Annotated in this window: 20 protein-coding genes; 13 read left to right on the plus strand and 7 right to left on the minus strand. The window is 67.4% G+C overall.

Going from position 1 to position 20,185, the window contains the following annotated elements; translation table 11 throughout:
- The first annotated feature begins 350 nt into the window (after positions 1-350).
- Genes LPA45_RS07485 through LPA45_RS07495 form a run of 3 tightly spaced genes read left to right on the plus strand, consistent with a single transcriptional unit; the run spans position 351 to position 2,542 of the window.
- Positions 351-599, plus strand: coding sequence for a hypothetical protein (locus LPA45_RS07485; RefSeq protein WP_116323378.1), 249 nt, complete (start codon positions 351-353; stop codon positions 597-599).
- A gap of 30 nt (positions 600-629) precedes the next feature.
- Positions 630-1,595 (plus strand): pseudouridine-5'-phosphate glycosidase, encoded by a 966-nt coding sequence (locus LPA45_RS07490; protein ID WP_116323369.1) that lies wholly within the window; start codon positions 630-632, stop codon positions 1,593-1,595.
- Positions 1,592-2,542, plus strand: a complete 951-nt coding sequence (locus LPA45_RS07495; RefSeq protein ID WP_116323368.1) for a LysR substrate-binding domain-containing protein — start codon at positions 1,592-1,594, stop codon at positions 2,540-2,542. The genes LPA45_RS07490 and LPA45_RS07495 overlap by 4 nt, the downstream gene beginning before the upstream one ends.
- A 35-nt stretch (positions 2,543-2,577) precedes the next feature.
- Here LPA45_RS07495 and garL read toward each other — a convergent pair whose 3' ends face one another.
- A complete protein-coding gene (gene garL / locus LPA45_RS07500; RefSeq protein WP_116323367.1) occupies positions 2,578-3,372 on the minus strand; it encodes a 2-dehydro-3-deoxyglucarate aldolase in 795 nt (264 codons plus the stop codon).
- Positions 3,373-3,411: 39 nt separating this feature from the next.
- Positions 3,412-4,503 carry a malate/lactate/ureidoglycolate dehydrogenase gene (locus LPA45_RS07505; protein ID WP_116323366.1) on the minus strand — a complete coding sequence of 364 codons (1,092 nt, stop codon included), beginning with the start codon at positions 4,501-4,503 and terminating at the stop codon, positions 3,412-3,414.
- Positions 4,504-4,711: 208 nt separating this feature from the next.
- On the opposite strand from LPA45_RS07505, the gene LPA45_RS07510 reads away from it, so the two are divergent.
- The gene (locus tag LPA45_RS07510; RefSeq protein ID WP_116323365.1) at positions 4,712-6,430 is read left to right on the plus strand and encodes a thiamine pyrophosphate-binding protein; all 1,719 of its coding nucleotides are present in this window, start codon (positions 4,712-4,714) and stop codon (positions 6,428-6,430) included.
- 48 nt (positions 6,431-6,478) lie between these two features.
- Here LPA45_RS07510 and LPA45_RS07515 read toward each other — a convergent pair whose 3' ends face one another.
- A complete protein-coding gene (locus LPA45_RS07515; protein ID WP_116323364.1) occupies positions 6,479-7,180 on the minus strand; it encodes a GntR family transcriptional regulator in 702 nt (233 codons plus the stop codon).
- 187 nt (positions 7,181-7,367) lie between these two features.
- On the opposite strand from LPA45_RS07515, the gene araD reads away from it, so the two are divergent.
- The 7 genes from araD to LPA45_RS07550 all read left to right on the plus strand — a co-directional run bounded on the left by araD (position 7,368) and on the right by LPA45_RS07550 (position 14,674).
- Positions 7,368-9,107 (plus strand): L-arabinonate dehydratase, encoded by a 1,740-nt coding sequence (araD, locus tag LPA45_RS07520; protein WP_116323363.1) that lies wholly within the window; start codon positions 7,368-7,370, stop codon positions 9,105-9,107.
- A 25-nt stretch (positions 9,108-9,132) separates the two neighbouring features.
- A complete protein-coding gene (locus tag LPA45_RS07525; protein WP_116323362.1) occupies positions 9,133-9,852 on the plus strand; it encodes a ribonuclease activity regulator RraA in 720 nt (239 codons plus the stop codon).
- A 72-nt stretch (positions 9,853-9,924) separates the two neighbouring features.
- On the plus strand, positions 9,925-10,926 hold the full coding sequence (locus tag LPA45_RS07530; protein WP_116323361.1) for a tripartite tricarboxylate transporter substrate binding protein: 1,002 nt from the start codon (positions 9,925-9,927) through the stop codon (positions 10,924-10,926).
- Between the two features lie 124 nt (positions 10,927-11,050).
- Positions 11,051-12,049: a tripartite tricarboxylate transporter substrate binding protein gene (locus LPA45_RS07535; protein ID WP_116323360.1), complete on the plus strand. Its 999-nt coding sequence runs from the start codon at positions 11,051-11,053 to the stop codon at positions 12,047-12,049.
- A gap of 83 nt (positions 12,050-12,132) precedes the next feature.
- Positions 12,133-13,128, plus strand: coding sequence for a tripartite tricarboxylate transporter substrate binding protein (locus tag LPA45_RS07540; RefSeq protein WP_116323359.1), 996 nt, complete (start codon positions 12,133-12,135; stop codon positions 13,126-13,128).
- Positions 13,129-13,161: 33 nt separating this feature from the next.
- Positions 13,162-14,103 (plus strand): 2-hydroxyacid dehydrogenase, encoded by a 942-nt coding sequence (locus LPA45_RS07545; protein ID WP_116323358.1) that lies wholly within the window; start codon positions 13,162-13,164, stop codon positions 14,101-14,103.
- A 142-nt stretch (positions 14,104-14,245) separates the two neighbouring features.
- Positions 14,246-14,674, plus strand: a complete 429-nt coding sequence (locus LPA45_RS07550; RefSeq protein ID WP_116323357.1) for a molybdopterin-binding protein — start codon at positions 14,246-14,248, stop codon at positions 14,672-14,674.
- A 96-nt stretch (positions 14,675-14,770) separates the two neighbouring features.
- On the opposite strand, the gene LPA45_RS07555 is transcribed toward LPA45_RS07550, so the two are convergent.
- Complete coding sequence (locus LPA45_RS07555) at positions 14,771-15,109, minus strand: DUF2188 domain-containing protein (RefSeq protein ID WP_158577752.1); 339 nt, start codon at positions 15,107-15,109, stop codon at positions 14,771-14,773.
- A 473-nt stretch (positions 15,110-15,582) separates the two neighbouring features.
- On the opposite strand from LPA45_RS07555, the gene LPA45_RS07560 reads away from it, so the two are divergent.
- Positions 15,583-16,428 (plus strand): class II glutamine amidotransferase, encoded by an 846-nt coding sequence (locus LPA45_RS07560; RefSeq protein ID WP_116323355.1) that lies wholly within the window; start codon positions 15,583-15,585, stop codon positions 16,426-16,428.
- A 27-nt stretch (positions 16,429-16,455) separates the two neighbouring features.
- Here LPA45_RS07560 and LPA45_RS07565 read toward each other — a convergent pair whose 3' ends face one another.
- The 3 genes from LPA45_RS07565 to LPA45_RS07575 all read right to left on the minus strand — a co-directional run bounded on the left by LPA45_RS07565 (position 16,456) and on the right by LPA45_RS07575 (position 18,601).
- Positions 16,456-17,124, minus strand: coding sequence for a ProQ/FinO family protein (locus LPA45_RS07565; RefSeq protein ID WP_116323354.1), 669 nt, complete (start codon positions 17,122-17,124; stop codon positions 16,456-16,458).
- A 57-nt stretch (positions 17,125-17,181) separates the two neighbouring features.
- Entirely contained in the window at positions 17,182-17,772 is a 591-nt protein-coding gene (locus LPA45_RS07570; RefSeq protein ID WP_317925435.1) for a helix-turn-helix transcriptional regulator, read from the minus strand.
- A 160-nt stretch (positions 17,773-17,932) separates the two neighbouring features.
- Positions 17,933-18,601, minus strand: coding sequence for a GntR family transcriptional regulator (locus tag LPA45_RS07575; protein ID WP_116323377.1), 669 nt, complete (start codon positions 18,599-18,601; stop codon positions 17,933-17,935).
- Between the two features lie 302 nt (positions 18,602-18,903).
- On the opposite strand from LPA45_RS07575, the gene LPA45_RS07580 reads away from it, so the two are divergent.
- Positions 18,904-20,151, plus strand: coding sequence for an MFS transporter (locus tag LPA45_RS07580; protein WP_116323352.1), 1,248 nt, complete (start codon positions 18,904-18,906; stop codon positions 20,149-20,151).
- The last annotated feature ends 34 nt before the right edge of the window (positions 20,152-20,185 follow it).

The following is a 20,185-nucleotide window of genomic DNA, read 5'->3' on the forward strand; positions in this document are numbered from 1 at the left end:
CGATCGCGTGCATCTGCTCCTGCTGCCGAGGCTAAAGAGGGGGTTCGTTATGGCGAGGGGCCGCAAAAAGGGGTCCGCCGTGGCCTTCGAATCGGGGCCCGACATTGTACAGCCATTGGTGCGTCGCAGCACCCTGTGGTCGCACGGAAGGTACTGTGGACTTGCCTGAACGGCGTAATCGGTGTATGCGCCGATCCATTCTATAGGTGCTCAAAAAGCCATGTGAGGGCAACATGCGGCATATCAATGTCGGCTCCGGGGCCGGATAGCGGTTTTAGCTTAGGCTACCCGGCTAAAATCAGGGGCGCGGCACAAGTTCGTGCCGCGTCGACAAAGGCCCCCGAATGCCCATGAACCCGAGAACGATCACGATGGTGCTCTTGCTGGCCGCATGCAGCATCCCGGCCTACGCGAGCCTGGCGTCGGACGCGCGCGCGTTCAAGCAAAACGTCAAGGCGGCGGGCAAGCAAGGCGGCCACGCGGTGCGCGATGCGGCGCATGCCGTCGGCCGCGGTGCCAAGGAAGCCGGCCATGCCGTCGGCGGTGCGACGAAGCAGGGCTGGCATGCGACGAAAAAGGCAGTAAAGGGCAGCGACTAACCAGTGCAGGCCGTCCCTTTACGCCCCGGCATGAACGCTGCCCTTGCCCAGGACTGGCTGGTCTTCAGTGCGCCAGTGGCCGCCGCGCGGGCCGCGGGCCGTCCCGTGGTCGCGCTTGAATCGACCATCATCGCGCACGGCATGCCTTACCCGGAGAACGTGCGCACCGCCCGCGAGGTGGAGGCGTTGATCCGCGGCCTCGGCGCCGAGCCGGCGACGGTCGCGGTAATCGGCGGGCGCATCCGCATCGGCCTGTCCGACGACGAGCTGGAACTGCTGGGCCGCTCCGGGCAGGCGCACAAGGTCAGCCGGCGCGACCTGCCGGCGGTGCTGGCCAGCGGCGAACTCGGCGCCACCACCGTGGCGGGGACGATGATCTGCGCCGCGCTCGCGGGTATCGAGGTCTTCGTCACCGGCGGCATCGGCGGCGTGCACCGCGGCGCGCAGGAAACCTTCGACATTTCGGCCGACCTGCAGGAACTGGCCAGGACCTCGGTGGCGGTGGTCTGCGCCGGCGCGAAATCGGTGCTGGATATCGGCCTGACGCTGGAATACCTGGAGACGCATGGCGTGCCGGTGCTCAGCTGCGGGCAGGACAACGTCGCGGCGTTCTACAAGCGCGACAGTGGCTTCCGCGCGGATTACCGGCTGGACGACCCGGCGCAGCAGGCGCGCTTTATCCGCGCCAAGTGGGACCTGGGCCTGGCGGGCGGCGTGGTGCTGAGCACGCCGGTGCCCGAAGCGGCCGCCATGGCCTCGGCGGAGATCGATGACCTGACCACACAGGCGCTCGCCGAAGCCGCCGCGCAGGGCATCGCCGGCAAGGCCGTGACGCCGTTCCTGCTGGCCCGCATCAAGGCGCTGACGGGCGGCCGCAGCCTGGCGACAAATATCGCGCTGGTCAAACACAACGCCGAAGTGGGCGCGCGGCTGGCCCTGGCGCTGGCGGCTACCGGAGCGCTGGCCGGTCCGGACACCTCGCCGGGCACGCCATGAACACCAATGCCCCCGCACCGCTGAATTCCGACGACCTGGCCTGCTTTGTCTGCGTGGCCGGCACGGGCAGCATCTCGCGCGCGGCGCTGGAGCAGGGCGCGGACCAGTCCACGGTCAGCCGGCAGATCGCGCGCCTGGAAGCCAGCCTGGATACCCGGCTGTTCCATCGCACCGGGCGCGGCATGATCCTGACCGAGGCGGGCCAGACCCTGCTCGGTTATGCGCGGCAGGTCTCGGCCACGCTGGCCGACGCGCGCGAGGCGATCCGGGCCTCGACCGCGCAAGGTCCGGCGCAGCTGATCATCGCGGCGCAGCCGACCATCGCCAACACCGCGTTCGCCAGCATCGGCACGGCCGTCAGGCAGCGCTTCCCGGCGACCCGGCTGCGCTTTGTCGAAGGGCTGGCCAGCCCGTTGCTGGCCTGGCTGGCGGAAGGCGAAGTCGATGTCGCGCTGCTCTACCTGCCCGACCAGCATGGCGCGCTCAAGGTGGACGTGCTGCTGGAAGAAGACCTGACACTGGTCACGCCGACCTCGTGGAGCCATATCGGGCCGACTTTCCCTTGCGGCAGCCTGGACGAGGTGCCGCTGATCCTGCCCAGCACCGGCCACGGGCTGCGCGTGCTGGCAGAGAACCTGGTGGCGCGCGCCGGCAAGCCGCTGCAGCTGGCGATGGAGTGCGATGCGTCGAATACCGTGTCGATGCGGCTGGTGGAGGATGGCTGCGGTGCCACGCTGCTGCCGTTCGCCGCGGTGGCGGACCGCGTGGCGCAGGGGCGGCTGCGCTGCGCCCGGCTGGTCGAGCCGGTGGTGACGCGGCAGGTCGCGCTGGCCACCGCGCGCAACCGGCCGCCGGTGCCGGAGCTGTGGGACATCATGCAGGCCGTGCGCCAGTCGGTGCGCAATACCGTGATGTCGGGCGCGTGGCCGGGCGCCCGGCTGGTCTGATCACCTCATTCCACCTCAGCCCGCGCCCGCTACCCTCAGTCGGCAAAGCGGTCGCGCAGCGCCTGCGTGGCCTGGCGCAGCAGCACGTGGTCCAGTCCCACCGCAACGAAGCTGGCGCCCATGTCGAGGTAGCGGCGCGCGTCGGCCTCGACCGGCGTCAGCGTGCCGACGGCCTTGCCGGCCTGCCGGGCCGCCCGGAAGATGCGCTCGACCTCGGCCTGCACCTCGGGGTGGTTGGGGTTGCCGAGATGGCCGCAAGCGGCCGCCAGGTCATTGGGGCCGATGAAGATGCCGTCGACGCCTTCCACCGCGCAGATCTCCTCCGCAGCATCCACGCCTTTCCGGCTCTCGATCTGCACCAGCACGCACAGGTTGTCGTTGATCTGCTCGAAATAGCCCGGCATGGTGCCGTAGCGGTTGCTACGCTGCGTCATCGCCACGCCGCGCGTGCCCAGCGGCGGATAGCGGGTTGCCGAAACCGCCTGGCGCGCCTGCTCGGCGCTTTCCACGAACGGGATCAGGAAGTTGTGGAAGCCCAGGTCGAGCAGGCGCTTGAGCAGGATCGGGTCGTTCCACGCGGGCCGCACCACGGGGGCGCTGACGCTGTCCTTCAGCGCCATCAGCTGCGGCAGCAGTGTCAGCGGGTCGTTGGGAGCATGCTCGGTATCGAGCAGCAGCCAGTCGAAACCGGCCACGCCGACGATCTCGGTGGTCACCGGGCTGGCCAGCGAGCACCAGCAGCCGATCTGGCGCTGCTGGCCGAGCACGGCGGCACGGAAGGTGTTGGGCAGCGGCGAATACGGGGCGCGGGTTTGGTTAGCCGAGGGCATGCGGTCTGCTTCCTTGTTGTCGGGGGGGTGAAGTAATGCTCAGGCCGCCAGCCGCGACAGCGGCCCGGGCGAAATGCCGCGGACCGACTGCACGCGCGCGGCGGCGTCGTCAAGCTGGGCCAGCGTGCCGCTGTCCACCGGGATGGCTTCGGCGCGTTCGCGCCGGCGTTGCCGTTCGGGTTCGCCGGGCAGGGCGATGCCGGCATGCCCGGCCTGATGGCGCGACGAGCGGACCCAGTCGGCGAAGGCCTGGACTTCGCCGCCGAAGCTGGTGCTGGTGCCCAGCCGCTGCGGGTCGAATACGATCGCCAGCATGTTGTTCCATACCGCGTGGCGGTGCGTCAGTGTCTCGGGCCGGATGGTGTGGCCGCCGGTCACCGCGGCGCCCAGCAGTTCGCACATCACCGCCAGCACATAGCCCTTGTGCTCGCCGAATGCCTGCAGCGCGCCCTGTGCGGCGCCGTCAGTGGGGAACATCACCTCGGGCCGCGTGGTCGGCACGCCGTCCGCATCGATCAGGCAGCCGGCCGGCACCTCGACCCCCTTGTTGTGGGCCACGCGCACCTTGCCGAGCGCGATCGCGCTGGTGGCGAAGTCGAGCACCAGCGGCTCCGCGCCCGCCACCGGCAGGCCGATCGTGAAGGGATTGGTGCCGAAGCGCGCTTCGCTGCCGCCGTGCGGGGCGACGAGCGGCTTGGACAGCACGTTGACGAAGTGGATCGAGATCATGCCCGCCGCGCACGCCTGCTCGGCCCAGTGCCCGACGCGGCCGAGATGGTGCGACTGGCGCAGTCCCATCACGCAGACGCCATGCTCCCTGGCGCGGCCGATTGCCAGCGCCATGGCTTCCTCGGTCACCGCCTGCCCCATGCCGCGGTTGCCGTCCAGGCTCAGCATGCTGCCGCCGTCGTGCAGCACGCTGACGTTGCGGTTGAGCTGCAGCTCGTCGGCCTGCCACGACAGCACGTACTTGGGAATCATGCCGACGCCGTGCGAATCGTGCCCGCTCAGGTTGGCGCCGACCAGGTGGTCCGCGGTGAGGCGCGCCTCGCGCGTGTCGGAGCCCGCCGCCAGCCAGAGATCGGTGACCCATTGGTGCAGGGCAGGCGTGGAAATTTGGTGTTCGCTCATGTCTGTCTCGAATTGTTCTTGGATGGGGCGCCTTCCCGTTGGCAAGGCGCGGGCCCGGCGAGCGGACATTCTGGCAGCAATCTACCTGCCGGCGGCCACCCCGGCCTTGCATTTTCTGCATAGCAGGCATGCAGGAAGACGCGTGCGGATGTGGCAGGCCCGAGGCAACAATCGACGCCGTGCCTTCCCCGAACCCTGATGAGACGCCATGCCTGCCGATTCCGCCCTGACTGATGCCCGAGAGACCGACGCTGCCAGGATTGCCGCGCCAGGCCGCCGCACCGGTGGCCGCGCGCTGGTCGACGCCTTGCGCCTGCACGGCGCGGACCGCGTCTTCTGCGTGCCGGGCGAAAGCTTTCTCGACGTGCTGGATGCGCTGCACGACCAGCCCGCCATCGAACTGGTGGTTTGCAAGCATGAGGGTGCCGCGGCGAACATGGCCGAGGCCGACGGCAAGCTGACCGGCCGCCCGGGCATCTGCTTCGTGACGCGCGGGCCGGGCGCCACCCATGCCAGCATTGGCGTGCATATCGCGGCGCAGGATTCGACGCCGATGATCCTGTTCATCGGCCAGATCGCGCGCGAGCACATGGGGCGCGAGGCGTTCCAGGAAGTCGACTACACCGCGATGTTCGGCGGCATGGCCAAGTGGGTGGCACAGATCGACGCTCCCGAGCGCATCCCGGAACTGGTCGCGCGGGCGTTCCAGTGCGCAACCTCCGGGCGGCCCGGCCCGGTGGTGCTTGCGCTGCCGGAGGACGTGCTGGACGGCCTGTGCGAGTGCGCCGATGCCGCGCCGTACCGCCCGGTCGTGGCCGCGCCGTCGCAGGACGATGCCGAGGCGCTGCGTGCCGCGCTGGGCGCCGCCGAGCGCCCGCTGGTGATCGCCGGCGGCGCCAACTGGAGCGCCGCTGCCGCGGCGGACTTCGCCGCCTTCGTCAAGGCCTGGGACCTGCCGGTGGCGTGCGCCTTCCGTCGCCAGGACGTCATTGACAACCGCGATGCGCACTATGCCGGCCACCTGAGCCTGGGCATGAACCCGCGCCTGGCGCAGCGCGTGCGCGACGCCGACCTGATCCTGGCCTTCGGCACCCGCCTGGGCGATATCGCCACCGACAGTTACCAGCTATTGACGCCGCCGCGGCCGCGCCAGCGGCTGGTGCACGTGCATGCCGACAGCGCCGAACTGGGACGCGTCTACCAGGCGGAACTGGCGATCCAGGCCGGCATCGGGCCGGGGGCACGCATGCTGGCTGCACTGGCCCCGCCGTCCTCATCGTCCTCGCTGCGCTGGTCGGAATGGACCTGCGCCGCGCGCGCCGACCACGTCGCCTTCTCGGCCCCGGTGGCGCCGAACGCGCAGGCGCGTGGCGTCGACCTGTGCCAGGTGATGCAGCACCTCGACCAGGCACTGCCGGACGACGCCATCCTGAGCAATGGCGCCGGCAACTACACGGTCTGGCTGCACCGCTTCTTTGCCTACCGGCAGCCGCGCACCGAACTGGCTCCCACCTGCGGCGCCATGGGCTACGGCCTGCCGGCGGCCATCGCGGCCAAGCTGCGCGCGCCGCAGCGGACCGTGGTCTGCTTTGCCGGCGACGGCTGCTTCCAGATGTATCCGCAGGAACTGGCCACCGCGGCGGAGGCGGGCGCCAACGTGATCGTCGTGCTGGTCAACAACGGCATGTACGGGACCATCCGCATGCACCAGGCCAGGCGCTATCCGGGGCGCGTCAGCGGCACCGGCATCCGCAACCCGGACTTTGTCGCCTTGGCGCGCGCCTGTGGCGCGTGGGCCGAGCGGGTCGAGCATGCCGACGGGTTTGCCGCTGCCTTCGAACGCGCCCGCGCCGCCGGCACGCCGGCCGTGATCGAGCTGATGACCGATCCGCGCCAGATCACCCCGGCAATGTGGGTGGAGGAATGAGATGCGGCGAAACAGGCGGTGAAACAGGTGCGGTGAAGCGCGGTGCCGTCAGCGGAAATAGTCGGTGAAGCGCCCGCGGATCTCGTCGATATTGGCCAGCGTGCCCGACAGGTGGGCGCGCAGCGCGCCTTCGGCACGCGCCGGATCGCCGGCCGCGATCGCGTCGACAATGGCGTCATGGTCGCGCAGCACCGCCGTCGCCTTGCCGGGAATCGGCAGGTGCAGGCGGCGCAGCCGGTCGAGGTGGCCGCTTTGCCGGCGCACCAGCGTCCACAGGTCGGGCACCCGGGCCGCTTCGTAGAGTTCGCGATGGAAGGCCTGGTCGTTGACGTTGAATTCGTCGAAGTCCTGCAGCTCAAGCATCAGGCGCTGCCGCGCGACCGTGGCGCGCAGGCGCTCGACCAGCACGGGATCGGCCTGCAGCGCCAGCGTGCGCACGATTTCCAGCTCGACCGAGCGGCGCAGGAAGTGCGCCTGCGTCACCAGGGCGACGTCGATCGGGCTGACCACGGTGGCGTGCTGCGGAAAGATGTCGACCAGGCCTTCTTCGCCCAGCCGGATCAGGGCGTCGCGCACCGGGGTCTGGCTGATGCCATACAGGTCGGCCAGCTCGGGGCGCGACAGCACGGTGCCCGGGGGCAGGGCCATCGAGATGATCTGGTCGCGCATGTGCTCGAACACCTGCGGCGCTGCGTGGCGCGTGCGGTCGAACTGGAACTTGGCGGCGGTAGGAACGGTTGCGGATGGCATGGGAAGGCTCGGCGCATGCCTGGAGCGCCACACCGGTGGCGCCGAGGCGTTGCTGATGCGCTGGATTCTAAGGGATTTCACCCGGATTCTCTTACATTGACGTACTAATATATTAGTGCTTTAATGTTTTCGAACGACGCCAGGCGGCACGATCGCCTGGCACCAGACAACAAGGTGGAAGAGACACATGACGGCTCGCAAGAAAACGCCGGACGCGCTGCGCAGCGCGCGCTGGTTCGCACCCGATGACCTGCGTTCGTCGGGCCATCGGTCCCGGATCATGCAGATGGGCTACTCGCCGGGCGAGTGGATGGGCAAGCCGGTCATCGCCATCATCAATACGTGGTCGGACATCAATCCCTGCCACGCCCACTTCAAGCAGCGCGTCGACGACGTCAAGCGCGGCATCCTGCAGGCCGGCGGCTTCCCGATCGAACTGCCGGCGATCTCGCTGTCGGAAAGCTCGGTCAAGCCGACCACCATGCTCTATCGCAATTTCCTCGCGATGGAGGCGGAAGAGCTGATCCGCTCGCACCCGATCGACGGCGCCGTGCTGATGGGCGGCTGCGACAAGACCACGCCGGGCCTGCTGATGGGCGCCACCAGCGCCGGCGTACCGGCGATCTTCGTTCCCGCCGGACCGATGCTGCGTGGCAACTACAAGGGCAACGTGCTGGGTTCCGGCTCGGACGCGTGGAAATACTGGGACGAGCGCCGCGCCGGCAATATCACCGACGCGCAGTGGACCGGCATCGAGGCCGGCATCGCCCGCAGCCACGGCACCTGCATGACCATGGGCACGGCCAGCACGATGACGGCCATCGCCGAAGCCATCGGCATGACGCTGCCCGGCGCTTCGTCGATCCCGGCGGCCGACGCCAACCATATCCGCATGTGCTCCGAGGCCGGCCGCCGCATCGTCGACATGGTGTGGGAAGACCTGACGCCGCAGCGCATCCAGACGCACCAGGCCTATGAAAACGCAATCGCGGTGGCGATGGCGATGGGTTGCTCGACCAACGCGATCATCCACCTCATCGCCATGGCCCGGCGCGCCGGCCATGACATCGGCCTCGAAGACTTCGATGCTGCCAGCCGGCGCGTGCCGGTGATCGCCAATATCCGGCCCAGCGGCGACAAATACCTGATGGAGGATTTCTTCTACGCGGGCGGGCTGCCTGCGCTGATGCAGCGCATCAGCGACCGCCTGCACCTGGACGCGCTCACCATTACCGGCCGCCCGCTGGGCGAAACCATCGCCCATGCCGAGGTCTACAACGACGACGTGATCCGCACGCCGGAGAACGCGCTGTACCAGGAGGGTGCGCTGGCGGTGCTGAAGGGCAACATCGCGCCGGACGGCTGCGTGATCAAGCCCAGCGCGTGCGAGAAACGGTTCTTCCGCCACACCGGCCCGGCGCTGGTGTTCGACGACTATCCGTCGATGAAGGAGGCGGTGGAGCGCGATGACCTCGACGTCACCGCCGACCACGTGCTGATCCTGCGCAACGCCGGCCCGCAGGGCGGCCCCGGCATGCCGGAGTGGGGCATGCTGCCGATCCCGAAGAAGCTGGTGAAGCAGGGCGTGCGCGACATGCTGCGCATGTCAGACGCGCGCATGAGCGGCACCAGCTACGGCGCCTGCATCCTCCATGTCTCGCCCGAATCGTATGTCGGCGGACCGTTCGCACTGGTGCGCACCGGCGACCTGATCTCGGTCGATATCGAACGGCGCAGCATCCACCTGGAAGTCTCCGATGAAGAACTGGCGCGCCGCCGTGCGGAGTGGACGCCGCCGCCGCCGCGTTTCGAGCGCGGCTATGGCTGGATGTTCTCCCGGCATATCCGCCAGGCCAACGAAGGCTGCGACTTCGATTTCCTGCAAACCGACTTCGGCGCGCCGACCGGCGAACCGAGCATCTACTGACGCCACCACACCGGCAAGGATCACCATGACCCGACTCAGCCCCGCGGTACGGGACCAGCTCAAGACCGTCAGCACCGCCACGCTGTGCACCGCGCTGTTCAAGCGCGGCCTGCGCAACCAGTTCATCCAGGATGTACGCCCGCTGAACCCGGAAGGCGGCACCATGGTGGGCGAGGCCTTCACGCTGCGCTATATCCCGGCGCGCGAAGACCTCAACCCCATCACCGTGTTCCAGGACCCCGCGCATCCGCAGCGGCAGGCGATCGAGCAATGTCCGCCGGGCGCGGTGCTGGTGATCGACAGCCGCAAGGATGCGCGCGCGGCCTCGGCCGGCTCGATCCTGGTCACGCGGCTGATGCAGCGCGGCGGCGCCGGCATCGTCACCGACGGCGGCTTCCGCGATTCGCCCGAGATCGCGCGGATGGCGATGCCGGCCTACCATCACCGGCCTTCTGCGCCGACCAACCTGACGCTGCACCAGGCGCTGGAGTTCAACGTGCCGATCGGCTGCGGCGATGTCGCGGTGTTTCCGGGCGACGTGATGGTCGGCGACGGCGAGGGCGTGATCGTGATCCCGGCGCACCTGGCCGAAGAGATCGCCGCCGAGGCCGTGGAGATGACTGCGTTCGAGGACTTTGTCACCGAGGAAGTGAGCAAGGGCCGCTCGATCATCGGGCTCTACCCGCCGACGAGCGAGCAGGCACGCGAGGACTTCGCGGCCTGGCGCAAGGCCAACGGCCGCTAGCCGCCTGGCCCCGCCGAACACGCCAACGACGAAAAACACAGGCCGGCGCGACCGGCCAAGGCAGGAGACAACATGCAGCAAGGCATTGCAGCCGCAAGGCGCGGCGCCCGCACGCTGGCCGCGTGCGTGGCTTTTGGCATCGGCGCGCTGAGCGCGCCGGTGCAGGCGCAGGACAAATGGCCGTCGCGGCCGATCACGTGGGTGGTGCCCTTTGCGGCCGGCGGCTCGACCGATATCGTCGCGCGCACCATTGGCCAGGAAGTGTCGCGTGCCCTCGGCCAGCCGGTGGTGGTGGAGAACCGGCCCGGCGCCGCGGGCGCGGTCGGTGCGGGCTATGTGGCGCGCGCCAAGGCGGACGGCTACACGCTGTTCGGCGGCACCATCAGCACCCACGCCATCAACGCCAGCCTGTACAAGAACCTGTCGTATGACCCGGTCAAGGACTTCGAGCCGGTCAGCCTGGTCGGCTATGTGCCGAACGTGCTGATGGTGAACGCGGAGCTGCCCGTCAGCAACGTGCAGGAACTGATCGCCTACGCGAAAAAGAAAAACGGCCTCAGTTTCGCCTCGTCCGGCGCGGGCACGTCGACCCATCTCGCCGGCGAGCTGTTCGCCGACCTGGTCCACGTGCCGATGACCCACGTGCCATACAAGGGCAGCCCGCAGGCCGTGCAGGACGTGGCGGCGGGGCTGGTGCCGTTCCTGTTCGACCAGCTTACCGCGGGCGAGGCCATGATCAAGGCCGGCAAGCTGCGCGCGCTGGCCGTGACTTCGCCGAAGCGCTCGGCGCTGCTGCCCAAGGTGCCGACCATGGCCGAGGCTGGCGTCAGCGGGTTTGAGATGGTGTCGTGGCAGGCGCTGTATGCCCCGCGTGGCACGCCGACGGAAATCGTCCAGCGCCTCAACGCCGAAGTCGTTCGTGCGCTGAAGCAGCCCGCGGTGCAGCAGCGGCTGAACCAGCAGCTGGGCATGGAGATCGTGGGCAGCACGCCCGCGGAGCTGGCCGGGCTGATGGACAAGGAGATTCCGCGCTGGGCGGCGTTGGTGAAGAAGTCGGGGGCGAGGGCGGAATAAGCGGCCGTCGCCACATCAAACGCTGAATCGCAGCGCGAGCCGTCGTGGACGCGTCCCTCTCCCGCAAGCGGCAGAGGGGAGAAACCGACAGCTCCGATTCATGAACAATCAGGCAGGAGACACCATGAACTTCAAGCCCCGCTTCCCCCGTTCCCCCCGCATCGCCGCCGCACTCGCCGCGGCAGCGCTCTGCATCGCCTTCGCCCCCACCAGCGCCCGCGCCCAGAGTTATCCCACCAAGCCCATCACCATCGTCGTGCCGGCATCGCCCGGCGGCGCCATCGACCTTGTCGCGCGCCTGGTCGGCCAGAAGCTGACCGAGGCCTGGGGCCAGTCGGTCGTGGTCGACAACCGCAGCGGCGCCACCGGCATCGTCGGCACCGACCTGGTGGCAAAGGCCGCCCCGGACGGCTACACGCTGGCATTGGTGGCAAGCAGCCACGCCATCAATCCAAGCATGGTGCGCAAGCTGCCGTTCGACACCGTCAAGAGCTTCGAGCCGGTCGCGCTGACGCATGTGGTGCCGCTGATGCTGGTGGTGTCGCCCTCGATCCCGGCGAAGTCGGTCAAGGAACTGATCGCCTACGGCAAGGCGCATCCCGGCCAGCTGTCGTTTGCATCGAGCGGCTCGGGCGGCGCCCCGCATTTTTCCGGCGAACTGTTCAAGAGCATGGCTGGCCTCGACATGGTCCACATCCCGTACAAGGGCAGCACGCTGGCGCATCCCGACCTGACCAGCGGGCGCGTCTCGCTGATGTTTGACACCGTGGCCGCGATCAACCCGCAGGTCAAGGCCGGCAAGGTGAGGGCGCTGGCAGTCACCACCACCAAGCACGCGGCCATCGCGCCGCAACTGCCGACCATGGCCGAAGCCGGCTTGCCGGGCTACGACACCAGCACCTGGGGCGGCGTGCTCGCGCCCGCCGGCACGCCCAAGGCGGTGATCGACAAGCTCAACGCCGGCATCAACCAGGCGCTGGCCGCGCCGGACGTGCGCGAACGCCTGCTCGCGGCAGGCATCGAGCCCGCCGGCGGCAGCCCCGCGCAGTTCTCGGGCTTTATCCAGACCGAGATGGTCAAGTGGGCCAAGGTGGCCAGGAACGCCGGCATCCAGCCGGAATGACACGACGCGCACGACGACGCGCATCCCGACAACGCTCATCCCGACAACGCTCATCCCGACCACGCCAATCGAACGAGACAGCCATGCCTGACCGCACTCCCTCCACCGGCCGGCGCCGCGCGCTGCTGGCCCTGTGCCTCGCCGCCGCACCGCTGCTGGCACCGGCCGCCCATGCGCAAGCCAACTGGCCGACACGGCCGGTCACGATCATCCTGCCGTTCACGCCCGGCGGCGGCACCGACATTGCCACGCGGCTGGTAGCACAGCGCCTGTCGCAGCTGTGGGGCCAGTCGGTGCTGGTGGACAACCGGCCCGGCGCCGCTGGCAACGTCGGCCTGGAACTGGCGTCGCGCGCCAAGCCGGACGGCTATACGCTGGTGGCGGGCAATGTCGGTACGCAGTCGATCAATCCCACGCTGTACAACAAGCTGTCTTACGATCCCAACCGCCTGGTCCCCATCACCGAGATGGCCGAACTGCCGTTCGTGCTGGTGGTGACGCCCAAGCTGTCCGCCAGGACTGCAAAGGATCTGGTCGCGCTGGCCAAGGCACAGCCGGGCAAGCTGTCGTTCGCCAGTTCCGGCACGGGCGGCTCGCCGCACCTGTCCGGCGAGATCTTCAAGGCCGCTACCGGCACCGACATGCTGCACGTGCCCTACAAGGGCGGCGGCGCTGCCATGAGCGACCTGATGGCGGGCAACGTCGACATGCTGTTTGCTTCGGTGCTGGAGACTGCCTCGCACGTCAAGGCGGGCAAGCTGCGCGCGCTGGCGGTCACCGGCACGGTGCGCTCGCCCGCGCTGCCGGATGTGCCCACGCTGGCGCAGGCCGGCATCGCCGGCGCCGAGTCCGGCTCATGGGTGGGCTTGCTGGCGCCGGCCGGCACGCCCAAGGACATCGTCGACAAGATCGCCGCCGGCGTGAAGCAGGTGGTGGCGCTGCCCGAAGTGCGCCAGCAGCTGGTGGAGCAGGGCGCGATTCCCGTCGGCAGCACGCCGCAGCAGTTCAGCGAGCTGATCGCCACCGACCGCAAGCGCTACGCCAAGGTCATCGTCGACAACAAACTGCGCGCCGACTGACGCGCGCGCCTCTCCTCAAAGGACCCCTTGCGCATGAAACCCCGCCTGTTGCAGCACGGCCGCCTGCCTGAAGCCACCGAAGCACGCCTGGCCGAGCACTTCGATGTCCACCCGTTCTGGACCGAAACCGATCCCGCCGCCTTCCTGGCCCGCCACGGCAGCGAGTTCGTCGCGCTGACAACGCGCGCCGCGATCGGCGCAGATGCCGCGCTGCTGGCCGCGTTGCCGTCCCTGCGCGTGATCTCCAGCTTCGGCGTCGGCCTGGACAAGCTCGATCTCGACAGCGCGCGCCGCCGCGGCATCGCCGTGGGCTATACGCCGGACGTGCTCAACGACTGCGTGGCCGATACCGCGTTCGCGCTGCTGCTGGACGTCTCGCGCAAGGTCAGCGCCGCGGACCGCTTCGTGCGCCGCGGCGAATGGCCGAAGGGGCAGCCGTTCCCGCTGGCGACGCGCGTCAGCGGCAAGCGGCTCGGCATCATCGGCATGGGCCGCATCGGCCGCGTCATAGCGCACCGCTCCGTGGGTTTCGACATGGAAGTGCGTTATCACAGCCGCAACCCGGCCGATGACGCGCCTTATCCTTACGAAGCGTCGCTGGAAGCGCTGGCGCGCTGGGCGGACTACCTTGTCGTCGCCACCGCCGGCGGACCCTCCACGCGCCACCTGGTATCGGCGGCCGTGCTTGATGCACTGGGTCCCCAAGGCTTCCTGATCAATATCGCGCGCGGTACGGTGGTGGACGAGGCGGCGCTGGTCGATGCGCTGGCGCAGCAGCGCATCGCAGGTGCCGGCCTTGACGTGTTCGAGGACGAGCCGAACGTGCCCGAGGCGCTGTTCGGGCTGGACAACGTCGTGGTGCTGCCGCATATCGCCAGCGCCACCCATGAAACGCGCCAGGCGATGGCGGAACTGGTGTTCGAGAACCTGCAGCGGTTCTTTGCAACCGGCGCGGTGAAGAAGTCGGCGATCTGATGCATGGCCACGGGCCGATGATGATGGCTATCAACCCGGACCACTGTTGCATTGCCCCGATTGGGATCACACTAGCTGCCTTGGCCTCGCGCCGCCATCAGGCGGACGCCAGAGAGGTACATCAACCAACAAGGAGAACAAAGTGATTACTAGTGCGCGCAACCAGTTTTCGGGTGAGGTTTCGTCGGCCGCGCATGGTGCCGTCAACGACGAAGTCATCCTGCGCCTCTCAGGCGGCCAGGAAATCGTTGCCACCGTTACCAGCGAAAGCGCCGCGCGCCTCGGGCTTGCCCAGGGCAAGAAGGCCGTCGCCATGATCAAGGCGACTTCGGTGATCGTCATGGTCGACGTCGACGCAAGCAAGGTGTCGGCGCGCAATGCGATCAGCGGCAAGGTGACCGACCTGAAGAAGGGCGCTGTCAACACCGACGTCACCATTACCGATGATGCCGGCCTGGCGATCGCGGCCATCATCACCAACAGCAGCGCCGACCGCCTCGGCCTTGCCGTCGGCAAGCCGGCTGCGGCGGTCTTCAAGGCATCGAGCGTGATCGTGGGCGTGGAGAGCTGAGGCAGCGGCGGCCGGCATCAGGCCCGCTGCTTCACCTCGGCGTTCGGTGCGCCGCCTGCGCCGCCCTCGGCAGCGCGACCCGCGCGGCAGCAGGCGCTATCCAACCGAGGTATTGCGGGCTTTTTCAGAAATCCCCGGCTGTTCGGCCGGCAGCACCGGTTTGTCGACGCATCCAACCGGAGCGACCGGCGCAATCGGCGCAATCGGCGAGATGGCGTCGGTGGATGGCATGGCACGGGAGCAATCAATACGCTGGATGATGTCGCCGTTCTTGTCATGCACATAGAGCATCGCCTGTCGCTCCACGGCGAGCGATGTGGCGAGGGCAATGGCGCTGGTCATGTCGAGGCCGACCTGGAGGCGTCCTTCCCCCTCGGCCGCGATTGCCCAGTGCCCATCGAAAACAACATGCACATTGCAGTTCTGAACAGGCATTGGCTGCTTCCTCCGTGGCGGGCCCAATGGACCCTTCGAGACATTGTAAACACAAGCTACCATGGGATTGCCCCGAACGGGTGCGCCCGGAACTCGCGGGATTCGGACGCATTGGGTCTGGTGATTTGACTTACTGGCGCCCGGAACATTCCTTGCAAGTGCCGTACCGGGGCGCGATTGCCGCGCCATCCTGCAGGCAGGCAAGGCCCCGCCACGCATACAGCGACGGGCGCAATACCCGAGGGCGGACGCTTTTGAAAAACATGCATGGATTGCCCTGGCGCGTGTAGATTTCGCTGCGAGCGATTCCGCTCCGGGCTAACGCGTGTGTGCGGCAGAAAGCATACTGAAACCACCGCCGGCACCACTTCTGCGCAATCCGCAGCATGCACTTTGCCGTTCCGCCGTTGTCGTTCTACAACTGGAGAATGGCCCGGAAAGGCACCGCGCCGCACTTGTCGAGGAGACACATCATGTGCCGCTGGCTGGCGTACTCGGGCAGGTCCGTTCCGCTGGAAGCGGTGCTGTTCCAGCCGGAACACTCGTTGATCGACCAGAGCCTGAATTCCAGGCTCGGCCATACCACCACCAATGGCGACGGCTTTGGCGTCGGCTGGTACGGACGCCACTCCGAGGTGCCGTTCCGCTACCGCTGCCTGCATCCGGCCTGGAGCGATACCAACCTGCGCGAGACGGCGCGCGCGGTGCGGGCGCCGCTGTTCGTGGCCCATGTGCGCGCTGCCACCGGCACGCCCACGCAGGAGACAAACTGCCATCCGTTCCGGTTCGGCCGCTGGCTGTTTGTCCACAACGGCCTGATACGCGAATACCCGCTGCTGCGGCGCGACCTGATGATGGCCGTGGCACCGCACCTGTTCCGCTGGATCGAGGGATCGACGGACTCCGAGGTGATGTTCTTCCTGGCGCTGACCTTCGGCCTGGAGCGCGATCCGCGTGGCGCGCTGGAGCAGATGGCGGGGCTGATCGAGGAGGTCGGCCACCGCAATGACGTGCAGTTCCCGCTCAACATGACGGTGTGCGTGACCGATGGCCAGCAGGTCGTGGCGGCGCGCTATTCCAGCGAGACCGACTCGCGCTCGCTGTTCCACAGCACCTCGTTCCGGCAACTGCGCGAGCTCTATCCGGACGACCCGCGCATCATCGCCGCAGGCGACGATGCCTTCCTGGTGTTGTCAGAGCCGCTGATCGACGTGCAGGGGGTCTGGGAGGAAATCCAGGAGGCGACCATCCTGGTGGCCAAGAGCGGCCAGATCGAGTACAAGCGCTTCGTGCCGCGGCTGCCGGAGCCCGCAGCCTAGGCGCTTGCGTGCCTGAACTGGGAATAATCAGGCGGGGTTTCCGGGCGTCGACGGTTCCGCGGATTGTGCCGGCTGTGCCTGTGCCAGTTCTGCCGATTGCGTCGGTTCTGCCGATTGCACCGTTTGCGCCGTCTGCTTGGGTTGCGGGCGTCCCGTGGCGGGGCGGCTGCGCTGCAGGTGTCGCGCGCGCCGGGCATCGGCTTCGGTGACCTGTCCGACGGCCTCGCCGGCAAGGTCCAGGCGCGCCGCGCCTTCCACCATGCAGTTCCAGTAGCGTGCGCCGCGGCACCAGGTCCGGATCGCGTCGCGCAGCTCGGCCTCGGTCAGCTTGAGTTCCTGCGCGTGCTGGACCATGTCCTGGAAAATACCGACCTTGAGCGGCACCTTCGGAGCCGGGCTCTTCGGGAAGACGGTGGGGAAGCGCTTTTGCAGCCTGGCGATGGCGAGGACCACCGGATCGACCGGTTTTTCCGGTGCGGCCGGGGCGGCATTGCGTGCGCGCGGCGGCTTGCTGCCCCTGTTGCCCTTGGTGCCCTTGGTGGCGTTAGTACCCTTGGCACCCTTGGTGCCGTTGGCGCCGTTAGTATCCTTGGTGCCGTTGGTGCTCTTGGTTCGTTTTGCAGACTCGGCCGCCTTTTCGGCCTTTGCCTGTTCCACGAGTTTTGCCTTCAGCGCCGCCAGTTGTTCGAAGCCCATTGTGTCAACACATGTAAACGTGGCGGCATTGTATCAGGGTGCCGTCATACTCACCGATCAGCGCTCGCGCGACAGGTTTTCAAGCCACAGGCTCATCAACCCGGCCCGGCCCCTGACGCCGAATTTGCGGAAGATCGTGGTGACGTAGGAATGGGTGGTGGAGACGGCGAGGCCCAGGCACTGGGCAATCTGCTTCTCCGAAGCGTCGGTCAGCAGCAACTGCAGGACCTTCTGCTCATGGGGCGCGAGCGGCACCGGGGAAAACGCCAGGCCCAGCTCGACCACGCTTTTCTTCCTCAACGCCGTGACATCGCGCGCGACCCCGACGCGCATCCGTTCCGACTGCAGCCATCCGGCCGACCACATGATATGGACCGCGTTGCCGTCCTTGTGCCGGTAGCGGTTCTCGAAGCCGATCCGCTTCTTGCCGGCCATGACTTCCTTGGCCTCGATGATGGTGCGGTCGCGGTCGTCCTGCACCACCAGGTCGATGATGGACTGGCCGGTGATTTCCCTTGGCGTGTAGCCGAAGATGCCCTCGCAGGCCGCGCTGACGTACTGGATGCGGCCGCTGGTGTCGACCAGGAACATGGCATCCAGCATATGATCCGCGACTTCGCTGCGGTCCTTCCCGATCTCGTTCCCCATGGCAGTCTGGAAAAAATACCGCAGCTGGTGCGCTGCGCCGACCCGCGTGCCGCCGGGTTCCCATGCAGGTGAAGACTAGTCGACGCTATCGCACCTGTAAATAACGCCAAGGGGGGTGCGCCAGATCCCTTCAGATCCCACCAGATCACTTCACATCGCTTCAGCGGCCCTTGAATACCGGGTGCCGTGCGCACACCGACAGCACGATGCGCTCGGATTGTGTCAGGTAATCGTTCAGCGCCGCCGCGCATTCAGCCAGCTTGCCGGCCTCGAACAACTGCAGGATGTGCTGGTTCATTTCGACGTATGGACCATGCAGGAATTCCGGATCCTGCAGCATGCCGAACGCCAGGCGCAGTTCCGCGAGCAGGTGGGAGAACATCACGTTCAGGCGCTCGCTGTCGGCCAGTTCAACGATCGCCATGTGGAATTCCATGTTGGCGGTGCCCGCACCCTGCCAGTCGCCGCTGTCGCGGCAGCGCAGGCCCATCTGCACCGCTGCGCGCAGGTGCTTTCGTGAAGGATGGCTTGGGTAGGCCTGGGCAATGGCCTGGCATTCGATCAGCCGGCGCACGCGATAGATGTCGATGATCGACGCGATGCTGGGGATCGCCACCGACACGCCGCGGTTGGGCTCATGCTTGAGCAGGCCCTCCTTGGTCAGCACGCGGAAGGTCTCGCGCAGGGTGTTGCGGGAAATCTGCAGGCTCTCGCTCAGCGCCGCTTCCGACAGGCGCTGCCCGGGCTCGAACTCGCCATGCACGATGCGCTGGCGGATCTGTTCCGTGACCCGCTCGGCCAAATTCTTGACGTCAGGTGTGGAGGACATGGTGGCTGATTCGGGCACCGGTTCATTCCGGTGGCGCCCGTGACCGGATGTTAGCGCACTTTGTTCAACAATAAGCACTGGATTGGTGCTGGTGACGGGCCATTACAGTGCTTTAGGTGTATACCATGATCGATCAACGCCAAAGATTGTTCAACAATATCAGTGCGGTGGTTGAGTGATACGTGCCGATAGGTCAACATGGCATGCGATTTGCTAAACAACGCCGGTGAAACCGAACATCGTCGTGAGATAACGCGACGAGCTTTCTCCCACGCTTTGTCCATCTCTTAGTGAGCGCAACCATGTGGCTTAAAGAAACTACCGGAGAAGAGCGCAAGACGCTCTTTGCCGCTTTTGTCGGCTATGGCGTCGATGCCTTCGACTACATGATCTACACCTTCATGATCCCCACGTTCATTCTCGTGTGGGGCATGACCAAGGCCGAAGCCGGCTATATCGCGACCGGCGCGCTGATCAGCTCGGCCGTCGGCGGCTGGCTGGCCGGCATCCTGGCCGACAAGTACGGCCGCGTGCGGATCCTGCAGCTGACCGTGCTCTGGTTCAGCTTCTTCACCTTCCTGAGCGGCTTCACCAATTCACCCGAGCAGTTGTTCGTCACGCGCATGCTGCAAGGCCTGGGCTTCGGCGGCGAATGGTCGGTCGGCTCCTTGCTGATCGCCGAGATGATCCGCGCCCGCCACCGCGGCAAGGCCGTCGGCCTGGTGCAGAGCAGCTGGGCGGTCGGCTGGGGGCTTTCGGCGGTCGCGTTCTGGGCGGTCTATGCCCTGGTCGATCAGCAATACGCCTGGCGCGTGCTGTTCTGGACCGGCGTGCTGCCCGCGGTCTTTATCCTCTACATCCGCCGCAATATCAGCGAGCCCAAGGTGTACCGCGAAACCCAGGCAAAGCTGGCCCGCACCGGCGAAAGCAACAACTTCATGCTGATCTTCAAGCCCGGCGTGCTGCGCGTCACGGTGCTGGCCAGCCTGCTCGCGACCGGCATGCAGGGTGCCTACTATTCGGTGACCACGTGGCTGCCCACCTACCTGAAGATGGAGCGCAACCTGTCGGTGCTCAACACCAGCGGCTACCTGATGGTGCTGATCGCAGGCTCATTCGCCGGCTACCTGACCAGCGCCTGGCTGTCCGACCACCTGGGACGCCGCCGTTGCTTCATGCTGTTCGCGGTAAGCGCGGCCATCCTCGTGGTCTGCTACACGCAGCTGCCCATCACCGACGCGGCGATGCTGGTGCTGGGCTTCCCGTTGGGCTTCTTCCTGTCGGGCATCTTCTCGGGCATGGGGGCTTACCTGACCGAGCTGTACCCCAGCCATATCCGCGGTTCGGGGCAGGGCTTCTGCTACAACTTCGGCCGCGCGGTCGGTTCGATCTTCCCGGCCATGATCGGGCACATGAGCGCATCGATGTCGCTGGGCGTGGCGATCGGCTACCTGGCCGCCGGCGCCTATGCGCTGGTGGTGGTCGCCTGCCTGATGCTGCCGGAAACCCGTGGGCGCGAACTGCTCGGCGAGGCCGAGGCAGCGCACTGAAGTACTAAAGCACCGAAGCCCTGAAGCACCGAAC

Source organism: Cupriavidus sp. Agwp_2, from assembly GCF_040784895.1.
Taxonomy (GTDB): Bacteria; Pseudomonadota; Gammaproteobacteria; order Burkholderiales; family Burkholderiaceae; genus Cupriavidus.

Excerpts from the sequence above, each read along its gene's own strand:
- LPA45_RS07485 (WP_116323378.1), top strand. The coding sequence starts at position 351 with ATGAACCCGAGAACGATCACGATGGTGCTCTTGCTGGCCGCATGCAGC.
- LPA45_RS07490 (WP_116323369.1), top strand. The coding sequence starts at position 630 with ATGAACGCTGCCCTTGCCCAGGACTGGCTGGTCTTCAGTGCGCCAGTG.
- LPA45_RS07495 (WP_116323368.1), top strand. The coding sequence starts at position 1,592 with ATGAACACCAATGCCCCCGCACCGCTGAATTCCGACGACCTGGCCTGC.
- garL (WP_116323367.1), bottom strand. The coding sequence starts at position 3,372 with ATGCCCTCGGCTAACCAAACCCGCGCCCCGTATTCGCCGCTGCCCAAC.
- LPA45_RS07505 (WP_116323366.1), bottom strand. The coding sequence starts at position 4,503 with ATGAGCGAACACCAAATTTCCACGCCTGCCCTGCACCAATGGGTCACC.
- LPA45_RS07510 (WP_116323365.1), top strand. The coding sequence starts at position 4,712 with ATGCCTGCCGATTCCGCCCTGACTGATGCCCGAGAGACCGACGCTGCC.
- LPA45_RS07515 (WP_116323364.1), bottom strand. The coding sequence starts at position 7,180 with ATGCCATCCGCAACCGTTCCTACCGCCGCCAAGTTCCAGTTCGACCGC.
- araD (WP_116323363.1), top strand. The coding sequence starts at position 7,368 with ATGACGGCTCGCAAGAAAACGCCGGACGCGCTGCGCAGCGCGCGCTGG.
- LPA45_RS07525 (WP_116323362.1), top strand. The coding sequence starts at position 9,133 with ATGACCCGACTCAGCCCCGCGGTACGGGACCAGCTCAAGACCGTCAGC.
- LPA45_RS07530 (WP_116323361.1), top strand. The coding sequence starts at position 9,925 with ATGCAGCAAGGCATTGCAGCCGCAAGGCGCGGCGCCCGCACGCTGGCC.
- LPA45_RS07535 (WP_116323360.1), top strand. The coding sequence starts at position 11,051 with ATGAACTTCAAGCCCCGCTTCCCCCGTTCCCCCCGCATCGCCGCCGCA.
- LPA45_RS07540 (WP_116323359.1), top strand. The coding sequence starts at position 12,133 with ATGCCTGACCGCACTCCCTCCACCGGCCGGCGCCGCGCGCTGCTGGCC.
- LPA45_RS07545 (WP_116323358.1), top strand. The coding sequence starts at position 13,162 with ATGAAACCCCGCCTGTTGCAGCACGGCCGCCTGCCTGAAGCCACCGAA.
- LPA45_RS07555 (WP_158577752.1), bottom strand. The coding sequence starts at position 15,109 with ATGCCTGTTCAGAACTGCAATGTGCATGTTGTTTTCGATGGGCACTGG.
- LPA45_RS07560 (WP_116323355.1), top strand. The coding sequence starts at position 15,583 with ATGTGCCGCTGGCTGGCGTACTCGGGCAGGTCCGTTCCGCTGGAAGCG.
- LPA45_RS07565 (WP_116323354.1), bottom strand. The coding sequence starts at position 17,124 with ATGGGCTTCGAACAACTGGCGGCGCTGAAGGCAAAACTCGTGGAACAG.
- LPA45_RS07570 (WP_317925435.1), bottom strand. The coding sequence starts at position 17,772 with ATGGGGAACGAGATCGGGAAGGACCGCAGCGAAGTCGCGGATCATATG.
- LPA45_RS07575 (WP_116323377.1), bottom strand. The coding sequence starts at position 18,601 with ATGTCCTCCACACCTGACGTCAAGAATTTGGCCGAGCGGGTCACGGAA.
- LPA45_RS07580 (WP_116323352.1), top strand. The coding sequence starts at position 18,904 with ATGTGGCTTAAAGAAACTACCGGAGAAGAGCGCAAGACGCTCTTTGCC.